General features: G+C 63.1%; 17 protein-coding genes. All 17 read right to left on the bottom strand.

Features of this window, described 5'->3' with window-relative positions; translation table 11 throughout:
• Positions 1–58: 58 nt before the first annotated feature.
• The 17 genes from PPL01S_RS05880 to PPL01S_RS05800 all read right to left on the bottom strand — a co-directional run bounded on the left by PPL01S_RS05880 (position 59) and on the right by PPL01S_RS05800 (position 21480).
• Positions 59–1417, bottom strand: coding sequence for a sigma-54-dependent transcriptional regulator (locus PPL01S_RS05880; protein ID WP_016393833.1), 1359 nt, complete (start codon positions 1415–1417; stop codon positions 59–61).
• Positions 1417–2637, bottom strand: coding sequence for a sensor histidine kinase (locus PPL01S_RS05875; RefSeq protein ID WP_016393834.1), 1221 nt, complete (start codon positions 2635–2637; stop codon positions 1417–1419). The genes PPL01S_RS05880 and PPL01S_RS05875 overlap by 1 nt, the downstream gene beginning before the upstream one ends.
• Positions 2638–2831: 194 nt before the next feature.
• Positions 2832–4307, bottom strand: a complete 1476-nt coding sequence (fleQ, locus tag PPL01S_RS05870; RefSeq protein WP_016393835.1) for a transcriptional regulator FleQ — start codon at positions 4305–4307, stop codon at positions 2832–2834.
• A 165-nt stretch (positions 4308–4472) separates the two neighbouring features.
• Positions 4473–4769, bottom strand: a complete 297-nt coding sequence (gene fliT, locus PPL01S_RS05865) for a flagellar protein FliT (RefSeq protein ID WP_016393836.1) — start codon at positions 4767–4769, stop codon at positions 4473–4475.
• 14 nt (positions 4770–4783) lie between these two features.
• A complete protein-coding gene (fliS, locus tag PPL01S_RS05860) occupies positions 4784–5179 on the bottom strand; it encodes a flagellar export chaperone FliS (RefSeq protein ID WP_016393837.1) in 396 nt (131 codons plus the stop codon).
• A gap of 132 nt (positions 5180–5311) precedes the next feature.
• Positions 5312–6730 carry a flagellar filament capping protein FliD gene (gene fliD, locus PPL01S_RS05855; RefSeq protein ID WP_016393838.1) on the bottom strand — a complete coding sequence of 473 codons (1419 nt, stop codon included), beginning with the start codon at positions 6728–6730 and terminating at the stop codon, positions 5312–5314.
• 80 nt (positions 6731–6810) lie between these two features.
• Positions 6811–7185 (bottom strand): flagellar protein FlaG, encoded by a 375-nt coding sequence (locus PPL01S_RS05850; protein WP_016393839.1) that lies wholly within the window; start codon positions 7183–7185, stop codon positions 6811–6813.
• 71 nt (positions 7186–7256) lie between these two features.
• On the bottom strand, positions 7257–8108 hold the full coding sequence (locus PPL01S_RS05845) for a flagellin domain-containing protein (protein ID WP_016393840.1): 852 nt from the start codon (positions 8106–8108) through the stop codon (positions 7257–7259).
• A 298-nt stretch (positions 8109–8406) separates the two neighbouring features.
• Positions 8407–9342: a ketoacyl-ACP synthase III gene (locus tag PPL01S_RS05840; protein ID WP_016393841.1), complete on the bottom strand. Its 936-nt coding sequence runs from the start codon at positions 9340–9342 to the stop codon at positions 8407–8409.
• 227 nt (positions 9343–9569) lie between these two features.
• Entirely contained in the window at positions 9570–12467 is a 2898-nt protein-coding gene (locus PPL01S_RS05835) for a TIGR00180 family glycosyltransferase (RefSeq protein WP_028625139.1), read from the bottom strand.
• Between the two features lie 36 nt (positions 12468–12503).
• Positions 12504–13241 (bottom strand): cephalosporin hydroxylase family protein, encoded by a 738-nt coding sequence (locus tag PPL01S_RS05830; protein WP_016393843.1) that lies wholly within the window; start codon positions 13239–13241, stop codon positions 12504–12506.
• Positions 13242–13274: 33 nt separating this feature from the next.
• Positions 13275–14153: an NAD-dependent epimerase/dehydratase family protein gene (locus PPL01S_RS05825; protein WP_028625140.1), complete on the bottom strand. Its 879-nt coding sequence runs from the start codon at positions 14151–14153 to the stop codon at positions 13275–13277.
• A complete protein-coding gene (locus tag PPL01S_RS05820) occupies positions 14150–15376 on the bottom strand; it encodes a class I SAM-dependent methyltransferase (RefSeq protein WP_016393845.1) in 1227 nt (408 codons plus the stop codon). Before PPL01S_RS05820 ends, PPL01S_RS05825 begins: the two co-directional genes overlap by 4 nt.
• Entirely contained in the window at positions 15373–15933 is a 561-nt protein-coding gene (locus PPL01S_RS05815; protein WP_016393846.1) for a dTDP-4-dehydrorhamnose 3,5-epimerase family protein, read from the bottom strand. Before PPL01S_RS05815 ends, PPL01S_RS05820 begins: the two co-directional genes overlap by 4 nt.
• Positions 15930–17012, bottom strand: a complete 1083-nt coding sequence (rfbG, locus tag PPL01S_RS05810) for a CDP-glucose 4,6-dehydratase (protein WP_028625141.1) — start codon at positions 17010–17012, stop codon at positions 15930–15932. The genes PPL01S_RS05815 and rfbG overlap by 4 nt, the downstream gene beginning before the upstream one ends.
• On the bottom strand, positions 16994–17767 hold the full coding sequence (rfbF, locus tag PPL01S_RS05805; RefSeq protein ID WP_016393848.1) for a glucose-1-phosphate cytidylyltransferase: 774 nt from the start codon (positions 17765–17767) through the stop codon (positions 16994–16996). The genes rfbG and rfbF overlap by 19 nt, the downstream gene beginning before the upstream one ends.
• Positions 17768–17904: 137 nt before the next feature.
• Complete coding sequence (locus PPL01S_RS05800; RefSeq protein WP_028625142.1) at positions 17905–21480, bottom strand: glycosyltransferase; 3576 nt, start codon at positions 21478–21480, stop codon at positions 17905–17907.
• Positions 21481–21489 lie beyond the last annotated feature (9 nt).

Genomic DNA, 21489 nt, shown 5'->3' with positions numbered 1-21489 from the left:
TAGCGCAGAACTAGCAACAAGAGTGCCAGCCCACTGCGCGAGTCTGCAAAAGGCCGCGTCAGCCGTACAGGCTGGCTTCCACGTCGAGCCCGGCGTCGCGCATCTGCGCCAGCTTGTAGCGCAGGGTGCGCGGGCTGATGCCAAGGCGTTCGGCCGCTTCCTTGCGGCGCCCGCGTTCGGCGCGCAAGGTGTCGATGATCAACTGGAATTCGAGGCGACGCATGTCGTCGCCAAGGCCGCCGGCATCCTCAACGGCAGACACTGGCTCTGTCTGGGTGCCGGCCGACAAGGGAATGGCACCGGCCAGACAAAAATCCGCCGCCTCGATGACACCGCCACACTGCAGGATCAAGGCCCGCTGCAAGGCATTGTCCAGCTCGCGCACGTTGCCCGGCCAGGCATGCGCCTGCAGGCAGGCCCGCGCCTCGGCTGACAAGCGCACCGGCGCGTGCTTCATCTTCGCCACGTGCCGAGCCAGCAAGCGCTCGGCCAATGGCAGGATGTCGCCCGGGCGCTCGCGCAGCGGCTGCCAGGCCAAGGGGAACACCGACAGCCGGTAGAAGAGGTCCTCACGGAAGCGCCCTGCCGCCACTTCGCCCGCCATGTCGCGGTTGCTCGTGGCCAGCACGCGGATATCCAGGGCAATCGGCTTGCGACCACCTACCCGCTCGACCTCGCGCTCCTGCAGCACACGCAACAGCTTCGCCTGCAGGCCGAGGGGCATCTCGGAAATCTCGTCCAGCAGCAAGGTGCCGCCCTCGGCCTGCTCGAACTTGCCGGCCTGGGCGGCGATGGCGCCGGTGAAGGCCCCCTTCTCATGGCCGAACAAGGTGGCTTCGAGCATGTTGTCGGGGATTGCCGCGCAGTTGATCGCGACGAAAGGCTGCGCCGAGCGCGGCGATTGCTGGTGGATATAGCGCGCCAGCACTTCCTTGCCAGTACCCGACTCACCCGAGATGAGCACGGTGGAGTCACTGCGCGCGACCCTCGCGGCCAGCTCGAGCAATTGCCGGCTGGCCAGCTCGCAGGCCACCGGCCCTTCGTCCGCAGCCAGACGCCCCGCCGCATGCCGCTCGACCAGGCTCAGCAGCGCCTTGGGCTCGAACGGCTTGACCAGGTAATCGGCCGCTCCCTGGCGCATGGCTTCGACGGCGCGCTCCACGGCCGCGTGGGCGGTCATCAGCAGCACCGGCAGCTGCGGCTGATGGCGACGCAATTGCGCGAGCAGCTGATGGCCATCCATGCCGGGCATGTTCACATCACTGACCACCAGACTGAACGCCTCGCCCTCCACTGCTTCCAGCGCCTCTTCGGCATTGCCTACGGCCTGGCAGGCAAAGCCGCCGATTTCCAGAGTGTCGCCCAACGCTTGACGCAAGGCGCGGTCATCTTCGACCAGCAGCACCTTGATAGCCATCACCCGACCTCCACAAGCTGCTGCCCACCGATCAGCGGCAGCACGACTTTGACGCAGGTGCCACGGCCCACCCTGGAACGCAGCTGCAAGGTGCCGTGGTGCGCTCGCACCACCGCCTTGAACACCGCCAGACCCAGGCCGGTGCCGGTCGCCTTGGTGGTCAGGAACGGCTCGCCCAGGCGCCCCAGCAGCTCGCCGTCGATGCCACAGCCGGCATCACTGACGCACAAGTGCAGGCTGTGCTGACGACGGAACAGGTGCACCTTCAGCCGCGCCGGGCCTTCGCTGGCCTGCAGGGCATTCTCGATCAGGTTGAGCAAGGCGCCGACCAGGGTGTCGCGGTTACACAGCAGCTCGCCCAGATGGGTGTCGCACTGCCAGCGCACGGCATGCCCCTGGACATGGGTCTGGGCCGCCTGCTGCAGGGCCTGGAACAGGCCCTTGGGGGTCAGTCGGTCAGTCAATGGCAGCTCGCCACGCGCGAACACCAGCATGTCGCGCACCTGGTGCTCGAGTTCGTGCAGGCGCTCCTTGAGGCTGCTGGCGAAACGCTGACGGGTCTCTGGCGCAAGGTCGCGTTCGCCATCGGCCAGGTGGCTGGCATAGAGCATGGCCGCCGAGAGCGGCGTGCGAATCTGGTGGGCCAGCGAGGCGACCATGCGACCCAGCGCCGACAGTCGCTCATGGCGCGCCAGCTGATCCTGCAGGCGACGGGTTTCGGTCAGATCGTTGAGCAGCACCAGCTGGCCGGGCTCGGCGTCCAGCGAGCGGGTGGCGATGGACAGGCGGCGGCCGTCGCGCAGCGACACTTCGTGGCCGTCATCCTTGCGCGGGGCGAAGCAACGGGCGATCACCTGGCGCCACAGCTGACCGACAAGGGGCTCGCCAAGCAACTCGCAGGCCGCCGGATTGGCTTCGCGCACCAGCCCCTGGTCATCGATCACCACCACGCCGCCGGGCAGCAGGTCGAGCAGGTTCTGCAGGCGGTTGGCCAGACGCTCCTTCTCGTTCAATTCGGCCATGCGCTGGGCACCGACCACCTCCAGCTCGCCCTTGAGCTCGCTGACGCGCGCCTCGAGCATGCTGTAGGACTGGTTGAGCTGGCTGGATACCTGACTGAACAGGGCAAACGCTTGCTCCAGGCCCGCTCGACTTTCCTGTTCGACCGGGGTTCGCCCCTGCGGATCGGGGACTCGGGAAATGTGGGCGGCCTGGGGCATCGTGCTCTCTCGCGTGGCTGACCGTCATAAAAACGGTGTGGTGCCAGCGATGTAGCAATAGCCGTGCCGGGGATTGGGGGCTGGGGGGGGGGTCGCCCTGAGGGATTTGCCGGATGGGAGATCGAGCGCCGCCCGCGCGGCGCTCGATTTACGCCCCTCCACCAAACCCAAGGCGAAAACGCCCAAGGACACCCTCAATCTTCGGCCTGATCCTCGCCGCCCTGGCGGCTCATGCCGTACTTGCGCATTTTCTCCACCAGCGTGGTACGGCGGATACGCAAACGTTCAGCGGCACGCGCCACGATCCCGTTGGCATCGTCCAGCGCCTGCTGGATCAGCCCCTGCTCCAGGCTGCCCAGGTAGTCCTTCAGGTCCAACCCTTCCGGAGGCAACATGGCCTGGTTGGAGAAACTTGGCGGGTGACCATTGATCGCTACCCGCTCTTCGAGGTCGCTGCGCAGGGTGTCGACCAAATGCTCGTCTTCATCGTCGATGTAGCGGAACTTCTTCGGCAGCTCGGACACACCGATCACCCCGTAGGGATGCATGATGGCCATGCGCTCGACCAGGTTGGCCAGTTCGCGAACGTTGCCCGGCCAGCCATGACGGCACAGCGACATGATCGCAGCGGAGTTGAACCGGATCGAACCGCGCTTTTCATGCTCCATGCGCGAGATCAGCTCGTTCATCAGCAGCGGAATGTCTTCCACCCGCTCACGCAACGGCGCCATTTCGATGGGGAACACATTGAGGCGGTAATACAGGTCTTCACGGAAGGTCCCGCCCTCGATCATGGTCTCGAGATTCTTGTGGGTCGCCGCGATGATGCGCACATCGATGCTCTGGGTCTTGTTGCTGCCCACCCGTTCGAACGTCCGCTCCTGCAGCACGCGCAGCAGCTTGACCTGCATCGGCAGCGGCATGTCACCGATCTCGTCGAGGAACAGGGTGCCGCCGTTGGCCAGCTCGAAGCGCCCGGCACGGCTGGTGATCGCCCCGGTGAACGCGCCCTTTTCATGACCGAACAGCTCGCTCTCCAGCAGTTCTGCCGGTATCGCACCGCAGTTGACCGGCACGAACGGCGCTTCGCGGCGCTTGGAGTGGTAGTGCAGGTTGCGCGCCACCACCTCCTTGCCGGTGCCGGACTCACCCAGGATCAGCACGCTGGCGTCGGTGTCGGCGACCTGCTGCATCATCTGCCGCACGTGCTGGATGGCACGGCTGGTGCCGACCAGGCTGCGGAACAGGTTGGGCTCGCGCTGGCGGCCGCGCTCACGGGCCTGGTCGTACATCTCGCGGTAGACCTGGGCGCGGTGCAGCGAATCGAGCAGTTGGCTGTAGCTCGGTGGCATCTCCAGGTTGGACAGCACGCGACGGCGAAGCTCTTCCGGGTAGTCCGCAGAAGAAATTTCACCAATCAGCAGAACCGGAAGGAACTCATCCCACCCTGCCACTGTCTTAAGCAGCCCAAGCACCCCGCCTGGAGCATTCACGGCACCAAGCAGTACGCAGAGCACTTCGCGACTGGAAGACAACGACTCCACCCCCTGCTGCCAGTCCTGGCTGGAGCACGAGAGGTTTTCTTCACCGAGAAAGTTCAGGACCACCGCCAGATCGCGGCGGCGGGCGCTGTCGTCATCGATCAGGAGAATCTTGGTTTCACGCCACATGCAATAGCAACTTCCCTAGTCATATCGGCGCCCGAAGGCTTGCGCGACATCATTCCGACTGAATGGTCAGTGTTCGGACGTCTGAAATTCGAAAACAGCCACTAGTAAAGTCAAAAAAACGCATACAGTCAAATTAATGGCGCACGGCTTTTTGTTCATCTGTGGTCAGCTGAACAGATGGTATACCTTGGCCGCGTTTTTCGCCTGACGGATTTGCGTCATCTCGTCGACTATTGATTGACGCTCGTCACTTGCAACCTCAATTAGTTGCCTGTAGACCTGCAGGAGCTGTTCCAGGCTATCGCGCACGTCTGCCTCATGGCCCTGCGCCTCGCCAAGCACATCGTCGATGCACAGGCGGCACTGCAGGTCGAGCTCCCCCACTGCATCCCAGTCACGACTGGCCAACGCGGCCAGCAGCAACTCGCGGGTCTGTTCGATTCGGGCGATAACCTCGCTCATCTCTCGCTCCTCGGTCAGGATGCCGACGACGGGTCGCCGATCGCATCCCAGCCTTCTTTCACGGTGATCAGCAGGCGCGCCACTTCGTCGATGATGGCGGGGTCGCTATTCACGTTGGCTTCGACCAGGCGGCGGCTCATGTAGGTGTACAGGCTGTCCAGCTCGGCCAAGCTTTCAGCATGGTTTTCCAGGTCCAGACCTTCGCGCAGGCCACCGATGATGTCGATGGCCTTGCCGATCAGAATGCCTTTCTGGGCGATGTCGTTGCGCGCGATGGCCCCTTTTGCCTGGGCCATGCGGTCCAGGCCGCCCTGCATGAGCATTTGCACCAGACGGTGCGGGCTGGCTTCGGACGTCTGGGCCACACCGTTGACTTTCTGGTACTGCCGAAGGGCCAACATCGGGTTCATGGATCTACCTCGTTGCAGCGAAAAAGGTTGCTTGTACCTTGTATATCGCCGCACCGTCAAAAAACTTTAGGGCCAAAACATAAAGCCCGGCGCATCAAGAGATGCTGCCGGGCTTTTGTCGCTCAGGCTGAATCAGGAGTTCTTGGCCTGGGCATTGAGCGCATCGAACACCGACTTGATCTGGTTCGCCTGGGCGTTGAGCTTGGCCACCATGGTGTCCATCGCCACGTACTTCTTGGTCAGGGACTCGGTCAGCGATGCGGTACGACGCTCCAGCGCGGCCTGCTGGTCTTCAAGGTTCTTGGCCACCTTGCTGAGGTTGGCCGAGCGCGTAGCCAAGCTGCCGTCAGTGGAGTTGTACGGGTCGATGGCCTTGTTCATGCGCTCGAAGATACCGTTCGTGCCGGTGAACAACTCCTGCACTTCCGAGCCCAGCTTCTTGTCGTTCATCGCCGCCGTGAATTTGGTGGTATTGAACTCCAAGGTGCCATCCTTGGTGGTATTGATGCCCAGCTGGCTGAGCGAGGTCAGTTGATCGCCCGCGCCGACTTCGGAGAGCACCTTGCGCACGTCATTGACCAACGAACGGGTGGTCGGGTCGTTGGTCAGCGGGCCCAGCACCAGGTTGTCGTTTTCATCACGGGAGGTGGAAGTCAACGCGGTGATGGTTTTCTGCAGGGTATTGTAAGCATCGACAAACGACTGGATGGACTTCTGCAACCCTTCGTTGTCCTGGGCGACAGTGACGTTGGTCGGAGTACCCGTGCCATTGGCCTGCGGGCTGACGCCAGTCAACTCCAGCTTCATGCCGCTGACGGCATTCTCGATGGTGTTCTTGGCGCTCTTGACGGTCAGGCCGTCGATGGTCAACTCGGCATCCTGGGCCTTGGCCGTGATGAAGCCAGCGCCGCCGCCGACGATCGGCTGGGTGCCATCGACTACCAGCTCGGGGATGCCGGAGAGGGATATGTCGGAACCGGCACCGGTGGTGGTTGAACTGACCACCAGGCGAGCGCCACCTTCACCATTGACGATGTTGGCCGAGATACCCTGTACACCGAGCTCCTTGTTGATCTGGTTGCGCACGCTTTCCAGGGTCGCGTCAGCTGGAATGTCTATCTTCCAGGAATTGCCGCCGGTGCCTTGGCTAACCGTCAACTGGCCTGCGCTGATAGGGGAACTCGAGCCGTTCTCGAACCGCTGGCTGGCCACCTTGGAGCCCGTTGCAAGCTGATTGACCACGACGTTGTAGCTACCCGGCACCGCCGCGTTGCCTGAAGTGACCTTGACCACCGACTCATTGGCCGACTTCGCTGCATAGGCATTGAATGAAGGCGCGGTGGAGTCGTTGAGCTTCTTCATGGCGGCCTGGAACGTCGTCAGGGCACTGCGCAGCGAGCCTACCCCCGAAATCATCGCGGAGTTGTTGCTGGTCTGCCGGGTAATCTGCGCCTTCTTGGCCGCAGTATCGGCGCTCACCAGCGCTTCTACCATTTCGGTGATGTTCAGCCCTGTACCTTGGCCGATACTGGAGACAATGGTACTCGCCATGACAGTTATCCCTCTTGTGAAACGTCAATCCTGCTCCTGCAAGACTGACATGAATCTCGCCTTAAGGCATTCGCCGCCAATCAGACCTTGGCGTCGAACAAAAGACTGTTTACATCGCTCAGGCTGTGAGCAATCCGCAGCGCCTCTTCCGAGGGCAACTGACGAATCAACTCACCAGTCTCGCTGGCGATGACCTTGACCACGATCTTGCCGGATTCTTCATCCGTGGAGAATTCCAGGTTGCGTCGGGTCGAACTGAGGAACTTCTCGATCTGCGAAACCGCGTTCCTGACCTTTTCGCTATCGGTTCCTTTTTCGGCAGCACTGACTGCCTTGGGTTCCAGCGTATCACTGCCGCGCGGCGCATCAGCCGAGCGGGCAACCGGCTTGTCGGCGACCGATTCAGTCGCACGAGCAGCCGGGTAGGACAGGTTCAGCTTGACGCTCATGTCCATGGCTTACCACCTCGCAATGAAAAGGCGGGGAAGCGCCACATGTGCACTCCCCCGCCGGTCACCATCGGCGATTACTGAAGCAGCTTCAGTACAGCGGATGGCAGCTGGTTGGCCTGAGCCAGAACCGAAGTCGAAGCTTGCTGCAGGGTCTGCTGCTTGGTCAGCTGGGCAGTTTCAGCAGCGAAGTCGGTGTCCTGTACACGGCCACGAGCGGCTTCGGCGTTTTCGTTGATGTTTTGCAGGTTGTTGACGGTGCTGGTCAGACGGTTCTGCGAAGCACCCAGGTCGGCACGGGTGGTGTTGATGGTCTGCAGAGCCAGGTCGATAGCGTCCAGGGCAGCGTTCATGCTGGCTTCGGCTTCGTCGCTGGTGGAACCGGTGATCGCGATGGTAGCCGAGTCAACGCTCAGGCTGGCGGCGTCGAAGCCGCTGTCCAGGCTGATGCTGATCTGGTTGTCAGCGCCCGAGTTGGAACCGACCTGGAAGGTCAGCTTGCCAGCGGTGCCGTCCAGCAGGTTCTTGCCGTTCAGCTGGGTGGACTTGGCAATACGGCTCAGCTCGTCGGACATCTGAGCGAATTCTTTGTTCAGCGCTTTGCGGTCTTCGGTGCTGTTCGAGTCGTTTCGCGACTGGACTGCCAGTTCGCGCATACGCTGCAGGATGTTGGTCTGCTCTTGCATCGCGCCTTCAGCGGTCTGGGCGATGGAGATACCGTCGTTGGCGTTTTTGATTGCCATGGTCTGACCGCGGATCTGCGAGGTCATGCGGGTAGCGATCTGCAGGCCGGCGGCGTCGTCTTTGGCGCTGTTGATTTTCAGGCCGGAGGACAGACGGGTCATCGAGGTGCTCAGTGCATCGGAAGCACGGTTCAGGTTTTTCTGAACGCCCAGAGAGGTGGTGTTGGTGTTAACGGTCAAAGCCATGACGAATTCCTCGTTGGATTGGGTACTACGGCTTCCGGCCTTGGCAATTCGCCGGCTGTGGCACAGAGAACCTTCGTAATAGTTATCGTCGTCAGGGCAGGTTGCTTTAGGGGATTTTCAAAAAAATATTGCTGGCATCGTGCCAGCCCAATGAAATCAAGGAGTTGACACCAAAATTCAAGCGCCATTGCGGCGCAGGTCAGTGCGTGCGATTCCTGTGGGAGCCGGCTTGCCGGCGATGAGGCCAGAACAGGCAAAGCCGGCTCCCTCAGGGTACCCATTGCTTTCAGGGCAAGGGTCAGTCGCGTCGCTCGATGATGGCAGAGCCCCAGGACAGGCCCACACCAAAACCACTCAAGGCAATGCGCTTGTGCTGCGAACCGATGACATGCTTTTCCAGCAGCAGCGGAATGCTCGAAGACACGGTGTTGCCGGTCTCGACCATGTCCTTGACGAATTTCTGCCGGTGCTCGCCTTCGATGAAGCGCGCCGAGACGGCATCGACGATCGCCGCGCTACCCTGGTGCAGGCAGTACAGGTCGATGTCGTCGGCCTGCAGGTCACTGGCTGCGAGCAACTGCTGCAGGTGCGCAGGCACTTTGACCAAGGCGAAGTTGTAGACCTGGCGGCCGTTCATGAAGAACTTGCCGTCGGTGGTGCGCAGGTGCTCGGCGCCGGCACCATCGCTGCCGAACAGCGACTTGCCCAGCTGCCAGGTGGCACCCTCGCCCATCCAGGTGGCGGTAGCGGCGTCGCCGAACAGCATGGTGGTGTTGCGGTCTTCCGGGTCGATGATCTTCGAGTACGGGTCGGCGGTGATCAGCAGGCCATTCTTCAGGCCCGCGGCTTCCATGAAGCCCTTCATCGCGTACAGGCCGTAGACATAGCCCGAACAGCCCAGGGAGATGTCGAAGGCGGCAACGGCCGTGGTCAGGCCCAGTTTGTGCTGGACGATTGCGGCAGTGTGCGGCAGGCCTTCGGCGTCACCGTTCTGGGTGACCACGATCACGGCATCGATGGACGCCGGGTCCAGCGATGGATTGGCATTGAATAGATTCTTCGCGGCCTCTACACACAGGTCGGAGGTTTCCTGGGCGGCGTCCTTGCGCGGCAAGAAGGTCGAACCGATCTTGCCAAAGATGAAATCCTGGTCTTTGCCGAATTTCGCGCCCTGGGCGTAGTTGTCCACGCCTTCAGTGGGCACGTAACTGGCGATGCTTTTAATGCCAATCATATGGCTTCCCAATTCAGTAACAGCGAAATACCCACCACGCTAACGGCAAAACGCCAGGCGATACGGTTACGTTCCGATCCCTGACGGCTTGTCCGGGGGCGACGCGGCGGTTCCCGGTTTCGACAATATACAGTGAAGATGCGCGCTCCGACTCTCAAGTCACGCTCTTTTTGTCGAAACCACAAAGTGGCTGTCTGAAACAATGGGGCCGCTACGCGGCCCCTGTTTCAAGCGATCAGTGCCTGCCATTCGACTCGGCTGTCTAAGTCCAGGCTGAACAGCGCTGCAGAGCGGCTGTGTCCGGCATTGTAGTAGGGGTCTGGCGACTGCTGCGCACAAGCCAGTTCATCCACTGGACCGTGACGTACTACCTGAGCCTGCGGTGTCCACACCACCAGCAACCCGGCCCCGCCCACCTGCAGGCAAAGCGCCACCTGGGCTGCGCGCAAGCTCGCCTGCTGCTCATCCAGCCCGCCCAACGCCTGCAGCACTTCGGCCCGCACCATCAAGCAGCCGGATACCGCCGACACGTTGTGCTCCACCTGCAACCGTTGCATGTAGCCGGGCGCATCCTTGGCCGCACCGGCGAACGCGGCACGCACCCCAGCCTGCACCGCCAGCACCAGCCCAGCCTCGGCAACGCTGCCGGTGCTGCTCAGCAACTTGCCACCCACCACACCGACTTCCGGGCGCTGGGCTTGGTTGAGCAAGCCCTCGAGCCAGTTGGCATTGAGCACTTCGGCCGAGCTGTCGAGCAACACCAGGTACTCACCACGTGCCTCGCGGCTGGCCCGATTAAGCATGGCCACCGGTACCAGCGGCTGCTCACTGCGGATCACTCTGACTCGGTTGCCCACCGCTTCGAGGCTGCCCAGCCAGTCACGCAAGGCAGGCGACTGACTGGCATTATCGGCGATGAGGATTTCGTGGTTCTGGTAACGGGTGCGCTGCAACACGCTGACCATACATGCCTGCAGTGCTTCGAAATTGTCCTGACAGTGCAGCAGGATCGAAACCACGGGGCGTTGCGAGTGACGGTAATCGATCTGCAGCGTACCCGGGTGGGTCGAGCCGACCGAGGCGCCGTAGCCACGCTGGGCAATATGATGGGCCAGCACCGCCCGTTCCTGGTCATGGCCCTCGGTGCCCGGCGCAGAGCAGATCAGCAGCGGCTCGGCAAGGTGCGCCAAGCCGGCCATGCCGGACTCACCGACCATGCGCAGCAACAGATCGAATTCCAGCGCCTGCGGATAACGTGCATCGAAACCGCCCGCTTCAAGCCACAGCTCGCGGCGCACCAGCCAGTGTCGGGCCATCTGGCCTGGCACGCTCTGCAACAAGTCCAGGTTGATGCCCGGGCGCAGGACTTCGCGCAGCGAGCCATCCGCCTGGCTCTGCAGCTCGTCCATTGCCACTGCCCGCACACCTTCCACACCCAACAATTCCAGCCCCGCGCGCAGCAGGCCAGAGGCAGTGAAGCGGTCGCCGCTTTCAGCCAGCATGACCCAGTCGGTACCCAGATGCCTGGCCGCCTCGTTCATGCGCTGAACATAATCCTGCGCCGTGACCTTGACGAAATGCACCGTCTGCTGCGGCCGAGTGACTGCAGGCAACTCGCCCGTCGTCAGCACCACTACTTTGAAGGCCCGGCTGTGGCCATTCATGAGGCTGTCGAACGTCGCCTGCAACTTCACCCGGTCGGCAGTAAGGTCGAGCAACAGAACGCCGAAGGTCGGGCCACCCTGGTGTCGAGCCAGGTGTTGCACAGCCTGGTGCGCCTGATCCGCACTCGGCTCGCGAGCTTGCAACCAGCTGAGAAGCTGGCCCGAGGGCAAGCTGTCAAGCAATACCTGGCTGTCGTAGCACGGGACCGACTCAAGCTGATGCAGCCAGGCGCGCAACGGGGCAGCCTCGGCCTCGTCGCCCGCCTCCTCCAGCGACGCCACCAGGCGCTGAACCACCGTACGGTTGAACGGGCCAAGCGTCAGTGCCTCCCACAGGCGGCTACGCAGGGTACGCGCATCGTCGTTTGCGTTGACCTGCATCAATTGCCATTGGCGCAGCAGGATCGGCTCCAATTCGATAAGCTGCTGGCGGCCTGCTGGCATGGTATGGATCAGGAATTCGAACTCCGCCAGCAAATCGAACATCGGTTTGTTGTAGAACGGCATCTCGACGAACTGATGCTCACCGAAGATGCGCCGCGGCTCAGCTTCCGGCAACCGCCAGTGAGAGCGCACGATCAGGCAGCCACGCAGCGCACGATTGGTAAGCAGGCCTTCGGCCATGGCCTTGAAGCTTTCCAGCGCTATGCGTTTGACCTGCGCCGCACCCTGCCCGCTCAAGCCTGTCGGTATCGATGCCAGAAACTCGGCAAAGTCTTCGCGGTCCTGACGAGACTTGTCATCCTGCAGGGCCAGCACCGTGAGCACATTGGTATTGTGCTCGGAACCGCCGTAGTTGACCTCGCGCACTGCGTAAGGGATGGGCAGGATCCGTGCCTTGGCGTTGGCCAGCAAGTAAAAGGTATGGCCGATTTCCTGCCACTCGAAGTTGGTGCCCGGCGGCAGCAAGGCATACCACTGTTGCAGCAGATCGGTGCGTGTTACCGCGTAGAACGGCGGCAGGAACTGCCCCATGAACTCGATCAGGCGCTGCTCGGGCTGCTCGGCGCAGTAGTCTTCCTGTACCCGGTTGTCACGCTTGTAGAAATCCACCTGGGTACCGCGCCCCAGGTACATCATGCCGTAGCCGTGGCACACACCGTAGTCGGGGTTCTGCTCAAGGAACTCCACCGAGCGGGTCATGCCGTCATGCAGCAGGAAGTCGTCGACCGCCGCAAAGGTCATGAACGGCGTGCGGACCTCGTTGACGCCATAGGTCAGCTTCTCCTGCAGGCCTGTGTAGGAGAACTGCGGCAGGTGACGGTAGTCGACCTGCGGGTAATCGCGCACGACCTCGTCATCGGCTTGCAGCGACGAGTCCAGCACCAAAATGGTCGCCGGATAGTTGCGGTAGTAGTACAAGGTCCGGCGCAGGAACGCCGGGCGGTTGTGAGTAATGACCACCAAGGTGAGGCGGTCCTTGAGCGACGCGTCGCTTGGCTGCTGCGCATGAGCCTGCATATGTGTTCCTGCCCGTAGTCCGACTGGTTCGAGGGTTCAGCGCACGCGGCGCAGGTAGCCATCTCGGGCCACGGTAATCAGCAACTTGTCGTGGACTTCGGCATCGATGACGAAGTCCTCGGTTTCCTTGAGGTAAGCCCACACGGCGGTGCGCGGGTTGTCGCCAACGCCCCAGGGGCGATCGGGGAAGGCGTCTTCGGGCATGTCCTCGACCACGGTGTCCATCACCACGCAGTAGCTGCCCGGCGACACCAGTGGTGCATAGGCACGCAGCTCGGCGAGCACGTGCTCGTGGGTGTGGTTGGAGTCGAGCACGACGATGACCTTCTTGCCCTCGGCCAGCGCCCGCACGCGCTCGACAATCGCCGGGTCGATGCTCGAACCCTGGATCATGCTGATGCGCTTGAACATCGGGTGGCTTTCGATGGCCTCGCGATTGTGCGAACGGATGTCCAGGTCGATACCGAGTACTTCGCCATGCCCCACCAGCTCCATCATCGACGCGTAGTAGATGATCGAGCCGCCGTGGGCGATGCCGCATTCGATGATCAGGTCAGGCTTGAGCTTCCAGATCAGCTCCTGCATGGCGACCATGTCCTGGGGCAGCTGGATGATCGGGCGGCCCATCCAGCTGAAATGGTAGGTGTACTTGTGCTTGGCCGACTCGTTGTAGAAGGTCTTGGCCAGCTCGCACAGTGCGGTATCGTTGCCCTGGTCGCGGATCTCGGCCTGGCACTCTTCGGCGAATACCTGCTGTGGCGTCTTGTCGCTCATGTGAAGCCTCTTGAAAGTGGTGTCCGCGCGGTGCTAGTGGCGCACGGGCTCGGTAGTGGATTTCAGCACGTGTTGCAAACGGTCGGTGACCGCCCAGAACGCCATGGGCTCGTGGGTCGGATAGGGATAATGACCAAGGTTCAGCTGCAGGCTTGCGCCGCGCTCGCGCAAACGTTGCTCAACCAGGCTGCGCACGGCGACCGGCTGGCCGCTGGCGCAATTGACCACGCCCGAGAACTGCCGGCAGTGCAACACACCCGCGAGCTGACGCGCAGCCTCGGTGATAGCCTGGAAATCGCGCAACTGCTCGCCGCCGGACATGTCGAACGCGGTCGCACCGCTGTCGATGGCACGGTCGAGCGCCGCCAGCAAGCTGCCGGGGTTCTGCCCCTCGCCGTGCAGGTAGAACAGCCGCGCCCATTGCAAGGTGAACGGGTGCTGTTGCTGCAAGGCCTGGAGAAACAGATGCAGGCTGTGCTTGGCCAAGCCATAGGGATTGGCCGGGCGCGCCGGGCACTGCTCGTCCAGCGGGCCACTCTGCATGCCGTATTCGAAACAGGTGCCTGTGACCAGCACCTGCCCTACCCCACCTTGCAGCGCATGCTTGATGAAGTGGTAGTCGGCCATCAGGTTCTGTTCCAGGTGGAACAGCGCCTGGTAGTTGGGCAGCCCCGGCCAGGCCAGGTGCGCCAATGCATCGATGTCCTCGACCCAGCCAGCCACTTGCTCGGCGCTGGCCTGCTGCAAGTCGCCGGCGACGAATTGCACCCGGTCGAACCACGGCAGGCTGCGGGCTCGCCGAGCGTCACGCGCCAGCGCGCGGACACGGCAGCCGCGCGCCAGCAGTTCGGCCACCAGGTGCCTGCCGACAAACCCGGTGGCGCCGGTCACCAGCACATGCCGAGGGCTCATAGTACGGTCAACTCGGGGACGGCGATGACGAACTGCCCTCCCCACTGGCGGACCACGGCCTGTTGTTCGCTGACCTCGCGCAACAGGTTCCACGGCAGTACCAGCACATAGTCCGGTTGCTCCTGCAGCAGGCGCTCGGGCGCGACCACCGGGATGCGACTGCCAGGCAGGAACTTGCCTTGCTTGTGCGGGTTGGCGTCGGCCACCCAGGCCAGCAGGTCGGCCTTGACCCCGGCATAGTTGAGCAAGGTGTTGCCCTTGGCGGCGGCGCCATAGCCGACCACGCGCTTGCCGGCGGCCTTGGCCTCGAGCAGGAACCGCAGCAGCTGCAGTTTGATGCGCTCGGCGGCGGGCGCCAGGGACGCGTAGAACGCGGCCGTGCGCACGCCTACGCGGTCTTCCATCGCCAGCAGGTCGGCCACTGCAGGGGCCAGCGCACGGCGCTCGCCATCGACACGCTGCACGAACACCCGCAGCGAGCCGCCATGGGTCGGCAGCTCCTCGACGTCGAAGATCTCCAGGCCGTTGCGCTCGCAGAGGGTCTTCACCGCCGTCAGCGACAGGTACGAGTAGTGCTCGTGATACAGCGTGTCGAACTGGTGCTCGGCAATCAGCGACAGCAGGTGCGGAAACTCGAACGTCGCCACGCCTGTGGGCTTGAGCAGGGTGGCGAAACCACCCAGGAAGTCGTTGATGTCCGGCACATGGGCAAGCACGTTGTTGGCCGCCATAAGGTCGGCGCCCCACCCGTCTGCCAGCAGCCCCGCCGCCACCTCGCGACCGAAGAACACTTCGCGGATCTCCAGCCCCTTGGCGCGTGCCGCATCGGCCGTGCTGCGGGTCGGCTCCACGCCCAGGCAGGGGATGCCACGCCGGGCCACGTACTGCAGCAGGTAGCCGTCGTTGGCGGCGATCTCCACCACGCGGCTGTGCGTCCCCAGGCCGAAACGCTCGACCATACCCATTACGTAGGTCTCGGCATGGGCCAGCCAGGAACTGGAGTAGGAGCTGAAATACGCATAGTCGGCATCGAACAGCTGCTCGGCGCGGGTGTAGTCCTCGGTCTGCACCAGCCAGCACTGCTCGCACACCGCCACCTTCAGCGGCACCCACTGCTCGGCCTCGGCCAGTTGCTCGGGGCGCAGGTAGGCGTTGGAGGGCGGCGAGGTGCCCAGGTCGATCAAAGGCAGGTGCAGGGCACTGCCGCAACCACGGCAAGTCATAGGGTCACTCCGCTGAAACGTTCGTCCAGCCAAGGATGCTGCTGATCCCGGGCCGAGAGGTTGATTACCGGCAACGGCCAGGCGATGGCCAGGCGCGGGTCGAGCGCCGACACCCCCCCCTCGTGCTCGGGGGCATAGTCCGCGCTGTGCAGGTAGAGCAGTTCGGCGTCGTCGCTGAGCGCCTGGAAGCCATGGGCAAAACCGGCGGGCACCAGCAGGCTGCTGCCCTCCCCGGCCTTGAGGTGCTCGGCGTGCCAGTGCAGGAAGGTGGGCGAGCCGGCGCGCAGGTCGACCACCACATCCCACACCTCGCCCTGCAGACAAGTGATGTACTTGCTTTCCGGCTGCGGCCCGGCCTGGTAGTGAAGGCCGCGCACACTGCCGCGCTCGCGGGTCAGCGAACGGTTGATCTGACGAATGTGGAACGGGGCGCCGAAACGCTCCAGGCTGTCTTCGCAATACAGGCGCGTGAAAGCACCGCGCGGGTCTTCGCGACGGCAATGCTCGACCCGAGCCAGGCCCCACAGCGGCAAGGGGTGCAAGGTGTAATCGCTCACAACGACTCCTGGTACAGGCTCAGTTGGGTCAGGCTGACGGCGCGCATGTCCATGCCCTTGCGCCAGGCCAGGTGCCAGCCCAGGGTGCGGTCGAGGCATTCGTGCAACGACCAGCGCGGCCGCCAGCCGAGCGCCTGGCGCGCCCGCGAGCTGTCCAGGCGCAGCAGCCCGGCTTCGTGCATGTCGCTTTTGCGGAACTCGACCCCAGGCGCCTCGGGCCACAGGCCGGCGAGCAGTTGCACCACTTCGCCGACGCTGCACATGTCGTCTTCGCCTGGGCCGAAGTTCCAGGCACCCGCGAAACGCTGGCCCTGCTCGTACAAACCGGCCGCCAGCTGCAGGTAGCCCGCCAGTGGCTCCAGGGCATGCTGCCAGGGGCGAACCGCCTGCGGGCAACGCAAGGTCACCGGCTCGCCATCGGACCAGGCCTTGAGCACATCCGGGATCAGCCGCTCAGGCGAAAAGTCGCCTCCGCCCAGCACATTGCCGGCACGCGCCGTGGCCAGGCTCAGGCCATGCTCGGCAAAGCCCTCGGCCGGGAAGAAGGACGCGGCATAGGATTGCGCGAGAATCTCGCAGCAGGCCTTGCTGCTGCTGTACGGGTCGTGCCCGCCGAGTGCTTCGTTCTCGCGGTAGGGCCACGGCCATTCCTGGTTGGCGTAGACCTTGTCGGTGGTGACCACCACGCAGGCCCGTACGCCACCGACCTGGCGCACCGCTTCGAGCAGGTTGAGGGTACCCATGACATTGGTCGAATAGGTACCCAGCGGGTCACGGTAGCCTTCGCGCACCAGCGGCTGGGCCGCCAGGTGCAGGACAATTTCCGGCTCGACCTCGGCGACCAGCTCCAGCAGCACACCCAGGTCGCGCACATCGCCACGGCGGTCGTCGATACCCTCGCCGACCCGCGCCAGTTCGAACAGGCTGGGCTCGGTCGAGGGGTCGAGGGCAAAACCTGTGACCTTGGCACCAAGGCTCTGCAGCCAGAGCACCAACCAGCTGCCCTTGAAACCGGTGTGGCCGGTGACGAGGACACGTTTGCCGGCCCAGAAGGCGGCGCTCAGTCCCATTGCTTCCATGGCGCCTCCCCGCTGGCCCAGAGCTGCTCCAGGTGATTCTTGTCGCGCAGGGTGTCCATCGGGTGCCAGAAGCCATCGTGCTCGTACGACATCAGTTGGCCTTGCTCGGCCAGCGTCACCAGCGGCTCGGCCTCCCATGGCGTGGCATCGGCGGCAATATAGGGAATGACTTTCGGCGACAGGACGAAGAAGCCGCCGTTGATCCAGCCACCATCACCCCGTGGTTTCTCGCTGAAGCCGCGCACCAGCTGACCGTCAAGCTGCAAGGCGCCGTAGCGCCCCGGCGGCTGCACGGCGGTGACGGTGGCCAGCTTGCCGTGGCCCAGGTGGAAATCGACCAGCGCACCGATGTTGAGGTCGGAAACCCCATCACCGTAGGTAAAGCAGAACGCCTGTTCGTCTTCCACATAGCGTGCGACGCGGCGCAGTCGGCCACCGGTCATGGTTTCGTCACCGGTGTCGACCAGGGTCACGCGCCATGGCTCGCTGTAGTTCTGGTGCACGTCCATGCGGTTGGCGCGCATGTCGAAGGTGACGTCCGAGGTATGCAGGAAGTAGTTGGCGAAGAAATCCTTGATCGCATAGCCCTTGTAGCCCAGGCAGATCACGAAATCGTGGATACCATGCGCCGAATACTGCTTCATGATGTGCCAAAGAATTGGCTTGCCACCGATCTCGATCATCGGTTTGGGCTTGAGGTGCGACTCCTCGCTGATGCGGGTGCCGAGGCCACCCGCCAGAATGACTGCCTTCATCGATTTCCTCATGTACTTCGCGCCCCCGGACCGCCAGGGTGAAGGATTTATGGCGATATCGACGGGGTACTGCAGGAAATGCGCCAATCTGTAGAATTCAGAAACAACAAGGGCCGCAACGCGGCCCCTGGCAAAGGTCAATCCGCCAGCCAGCCCCACTCCCAATGCCGCAGGTTGTCATCGCGCAGCACGAAGTCGCGCATCACCGCCTCGCGCAATTGATCGCCCATGCGGTAGCTGGCAGCCGGGTCGGCCAGGTGTGAGCGAATCGCTTCCAACCACTCCTCGGTGCTGTTGCTGTACACACGCGTGCAGGGCAGGTAGCCACGGTAGGCTGCGGTATCCGTGCAGATGGTCGGGTAGCCACAAGCACCATACTCAAGCAGGCGCAGGTTGCTCTTGCAGTCGTTGAAGATGTGGAACTCCAACGGCGCCAAGGCAAGATCGAGATTCAGGCTTGCCAGCTTGGCGGGATAAAGATGCAGCGGAACACCTGGATGGTACTCGTGGATGTAAGGCTTCAACGCTTCCGGGCACATGCCGAAGAACACCCACTCGACCTCGTTGGCCAGCTCGCGCACCACCTCGGCAATGATTTCCAGGTCACCACTGTGGCTGGTACCACCGCCCCAGCCCACCCTTGGTTTGCTGGCGCTGCCGCGACGGCTTGCCGGCAGGTCTGCCCACAGGTGCGGCGCCAGCATGTTGGGGACCACGCGGATATCGGTATGCATGCTTGAAAGCGCATTGGCCAGCGCCTCGGTGGTGACCACAAGCCGGTCGCACAAACCAATGCCACGGCGCAGGTGCTGCTCGATGTCCGCAGGCTTGTTGCGCGCATGAGTATTCTTTTTCGGCGCACTGAGCACGTAGTCGTCGATTTCAAAAATGCGCCGGGCATTGGAAAAGCGTGCGATGCGCTCGATATCACGCACCGAATCTTCGGCATGACGCAATTGCAGGATGATCACGTCCGGGTCCATGCGCGCGAGCTGCACGACCGTGGGCGATTCATAGACAATTCGCCCCACGACTCGCCCCGCCGCCTCCAGCTGGCGGAACGGCTGATCGACTCGGTAATGCCCCACCGCCGTGTCATTGATAGGCAACCCTAGAACAGCAGGCACTGCACGTGCACACAGTGGGTTCCAGCTACCGCGCAGGCTGGGCTCAAGGCTGAAGTCGGCGGTCGCCAGGCCCAAGCTGGGGTTGTAGGCCGGGTCGCGGACGACCTTGCCCAACCAGCGCTCGCAGAATACCTGCTGCTGTTCAAGCAGCACTTGCTGATCGACTGGCTCTACCGAGGCCACAGGCTCCGACTTGAGCAGCACCGCGTGAGGCGTGCCCACCACCAGGTAACCCAGTCGCCCTGCGCGCAGGCACAGGTCCAACTCGGCAAGACCCTGCTCAAGCGGCTGGGCACTCAGCCCACCCAGCTCCTCGAACACCGCCTTGCGCACCATCAGGCAGTCACCCCCAACGGCGCTCCAATCCTGAACCACTTGCAGGCGTTGCAGGTAACCACGGGCCTGCAGGTCCTCACCCGCGAAGGCCGGGCCTGCGACACTGGAAACGCCCAGCACCCTGCCCGCCTCGACCACGCGCCCTGAGGTGTTGACCAGTTTGGCTCCGACCACGGCCACTTCGGCACGCTGAGCGTGCTGCAGCATTTCGTCCAACCATTGGCCCTCCAGTACCTGCACCGAAGCATCAAGCAACAGCAGATACTCCCCTCGCGCCTCGGCGACGGCCGCGTCAATCAGCTGACTACGCAGCTTGCCAGTGTTGGCGCGGACCACGCGCAACATTCCGGCGCCAAGTTCGTCCATGGCTTGCAACCAGGCGGCCATATCTGGCGCCACCTCGGCACCTGCCACCAGCAGCACTTCGTAATGGCTGTTGCTGGTGCGCTCGATCGCCCCCTGGAGAGTGGCCTGCAAGCGGGCCAGATCGCTACCGACAGGGAGGATGATCGACACCAACGGCGCGCCTGCATGCAGGTAATCGACCCGATTGAGCAACGGCAGATCGTCATGCCGAATGCGGTGCGCTACACCCAGCCGCTGCAGGTGTGCAGCCAACACCGGCTCACTCTGCGTGACCACCTCTGGCAGTGACAGCCATTGGGCGAAGCTCAAAAGCGATTGCACCTGGATTTCGGCGATATGCTCGACCACCTGCGGCCCGCGCGTTTCGACCAGGCGCCAGAGCAGATCATGGGGCGCCAGTTCGCCGAACTCGCCATCCAGGCCACCCAGTTCGAGCAGGGCTTCGCGGGCAAAGGCCAGGGTACGGCCGACATAGGGGTAGCTTCGCAGCAGATCAAGGTTGAAATCCGGCTTGAAGACCGGCTCGCCGGGCTTGCCGTCGAGCCAGGCACCCTCGTCACTGTAGGCGCAGGCCAGGTTCGGGAACACCGCGGCACGCTCGGCGAGCAGCAAGATGCTCGATTCGCTCAGTCGATCACCGGCGCGCAACAGGTAGACCCAGTCGGCATCTTCCAAAGAGGCCAACAACGGGTTCAATTGTCGCGGCCAGTCAACCTGAAGCGGCTGCTGTATCAGGGGAATACTGCTGACCGGGACCTGGTCAGCCAGCACCACACAGGCATGCACCGGATAGAGCTGCCCTGCCAGGCTGTCGAGGGTGACTTCGACAGCCTTGGCGTCGCCGTCGACATCCAGCACCACCGGGACGATGCGCGGTTGCCGCGGCCAGGCGGCAACCACTTGTGGCAGCAGCCGACGCTGGACATCACTGAAGCGTCGCACCGCCAACCATTGCTCATACAACTCGGCGTAGCTCTCGCACTCGCTGCCTACTCGCCCTTTCAAGCGTGTCTGCCAGTTGCTGATAATCCGCGCCACGCACTGCTCTTGCCACTGCCGCGGCTGCTGGTGCACTTCAAGCAAAGGCACATAGCGCACCCAACCGCTGGCGGGGGCAGCCTCACCGCTGCGCGCCGCAAGCATCTGCATCAGCCAGCGCCATTCCTGGGGCGCGCCTTGGACGAGGGCTTCCTGCTTGCTCAGGCGCTGCGGGTGCAGGCGCTCGATCAACCCGGGCTCGCTGAGCATGACCATGTTGGCCCGGCGCATCAGACAGGCGAACAGCGCCAGGTCGAGCAGCGCCACGAAGCACTGCCCTTCGCCAGTCAATGCTTGCAACCATTGCAGGGCCTGTTCGCGACGCATCAGGGCTGCAGAAAAATTGCCAATGAAGTTGATCGGCCGCCCATCCAGCAGCGCCAGCATGTCCTCGCCCTTGAACAGGCTGTCGACATTGGCAAAACGCGCATTGGCCAGGCGCATTGGCAAAATGAAATTATTCTCGTCACACAGCACACGCTGGGACAGCACCAGGCCGACTTCATCATGCTGCGCCAAGGCCTCGGCCTGACGCTCCACACATTGCGGGAACAGGCGGTCGTCATCGCACAACACTTTGACCAACTCGCCACGGGCCAGCTCGACTGCACGCACGACATTGGCAACGAAGCCCTGGCGCTGCACATTGCGCACATAGCGCAGGCGCGCCCGCTGCTCCCCTTCTACAGCCGCGACAATGGCCTCGATTTCATCGCCTTCGCTGTCGTCGCAGACCAGCACCTCCAGCGCCTCGTAGGTCTGCCCCAAGGCACTGTGCAAGGCCATCGCGAAGAAACGTGGGTTGTAGGTTGGAATGACGATACTGACGAGGGTTTTTTCGTTCACGTTGACGAC

It is taken from the genome of Pseudomonas plecoglossicida NBRC 103162 = DSM 15088 (genome assembly GCF_000730665.1).
In the GTDB taxonomy this organism is placed as follows: domain Bacteria; phylum Pseudomonadota; class Gammaproteobacteria; order Pseudomonadales; family Pseudomonadaceae; genus Aquipseudomonas; species Aquipseudomonas plecoglossicida.
The sequence above is the reverse complement of the archived record's forward strand: the minus strand, read 5'-3'. Positions and strand labels throughout refer to the sequence as shown.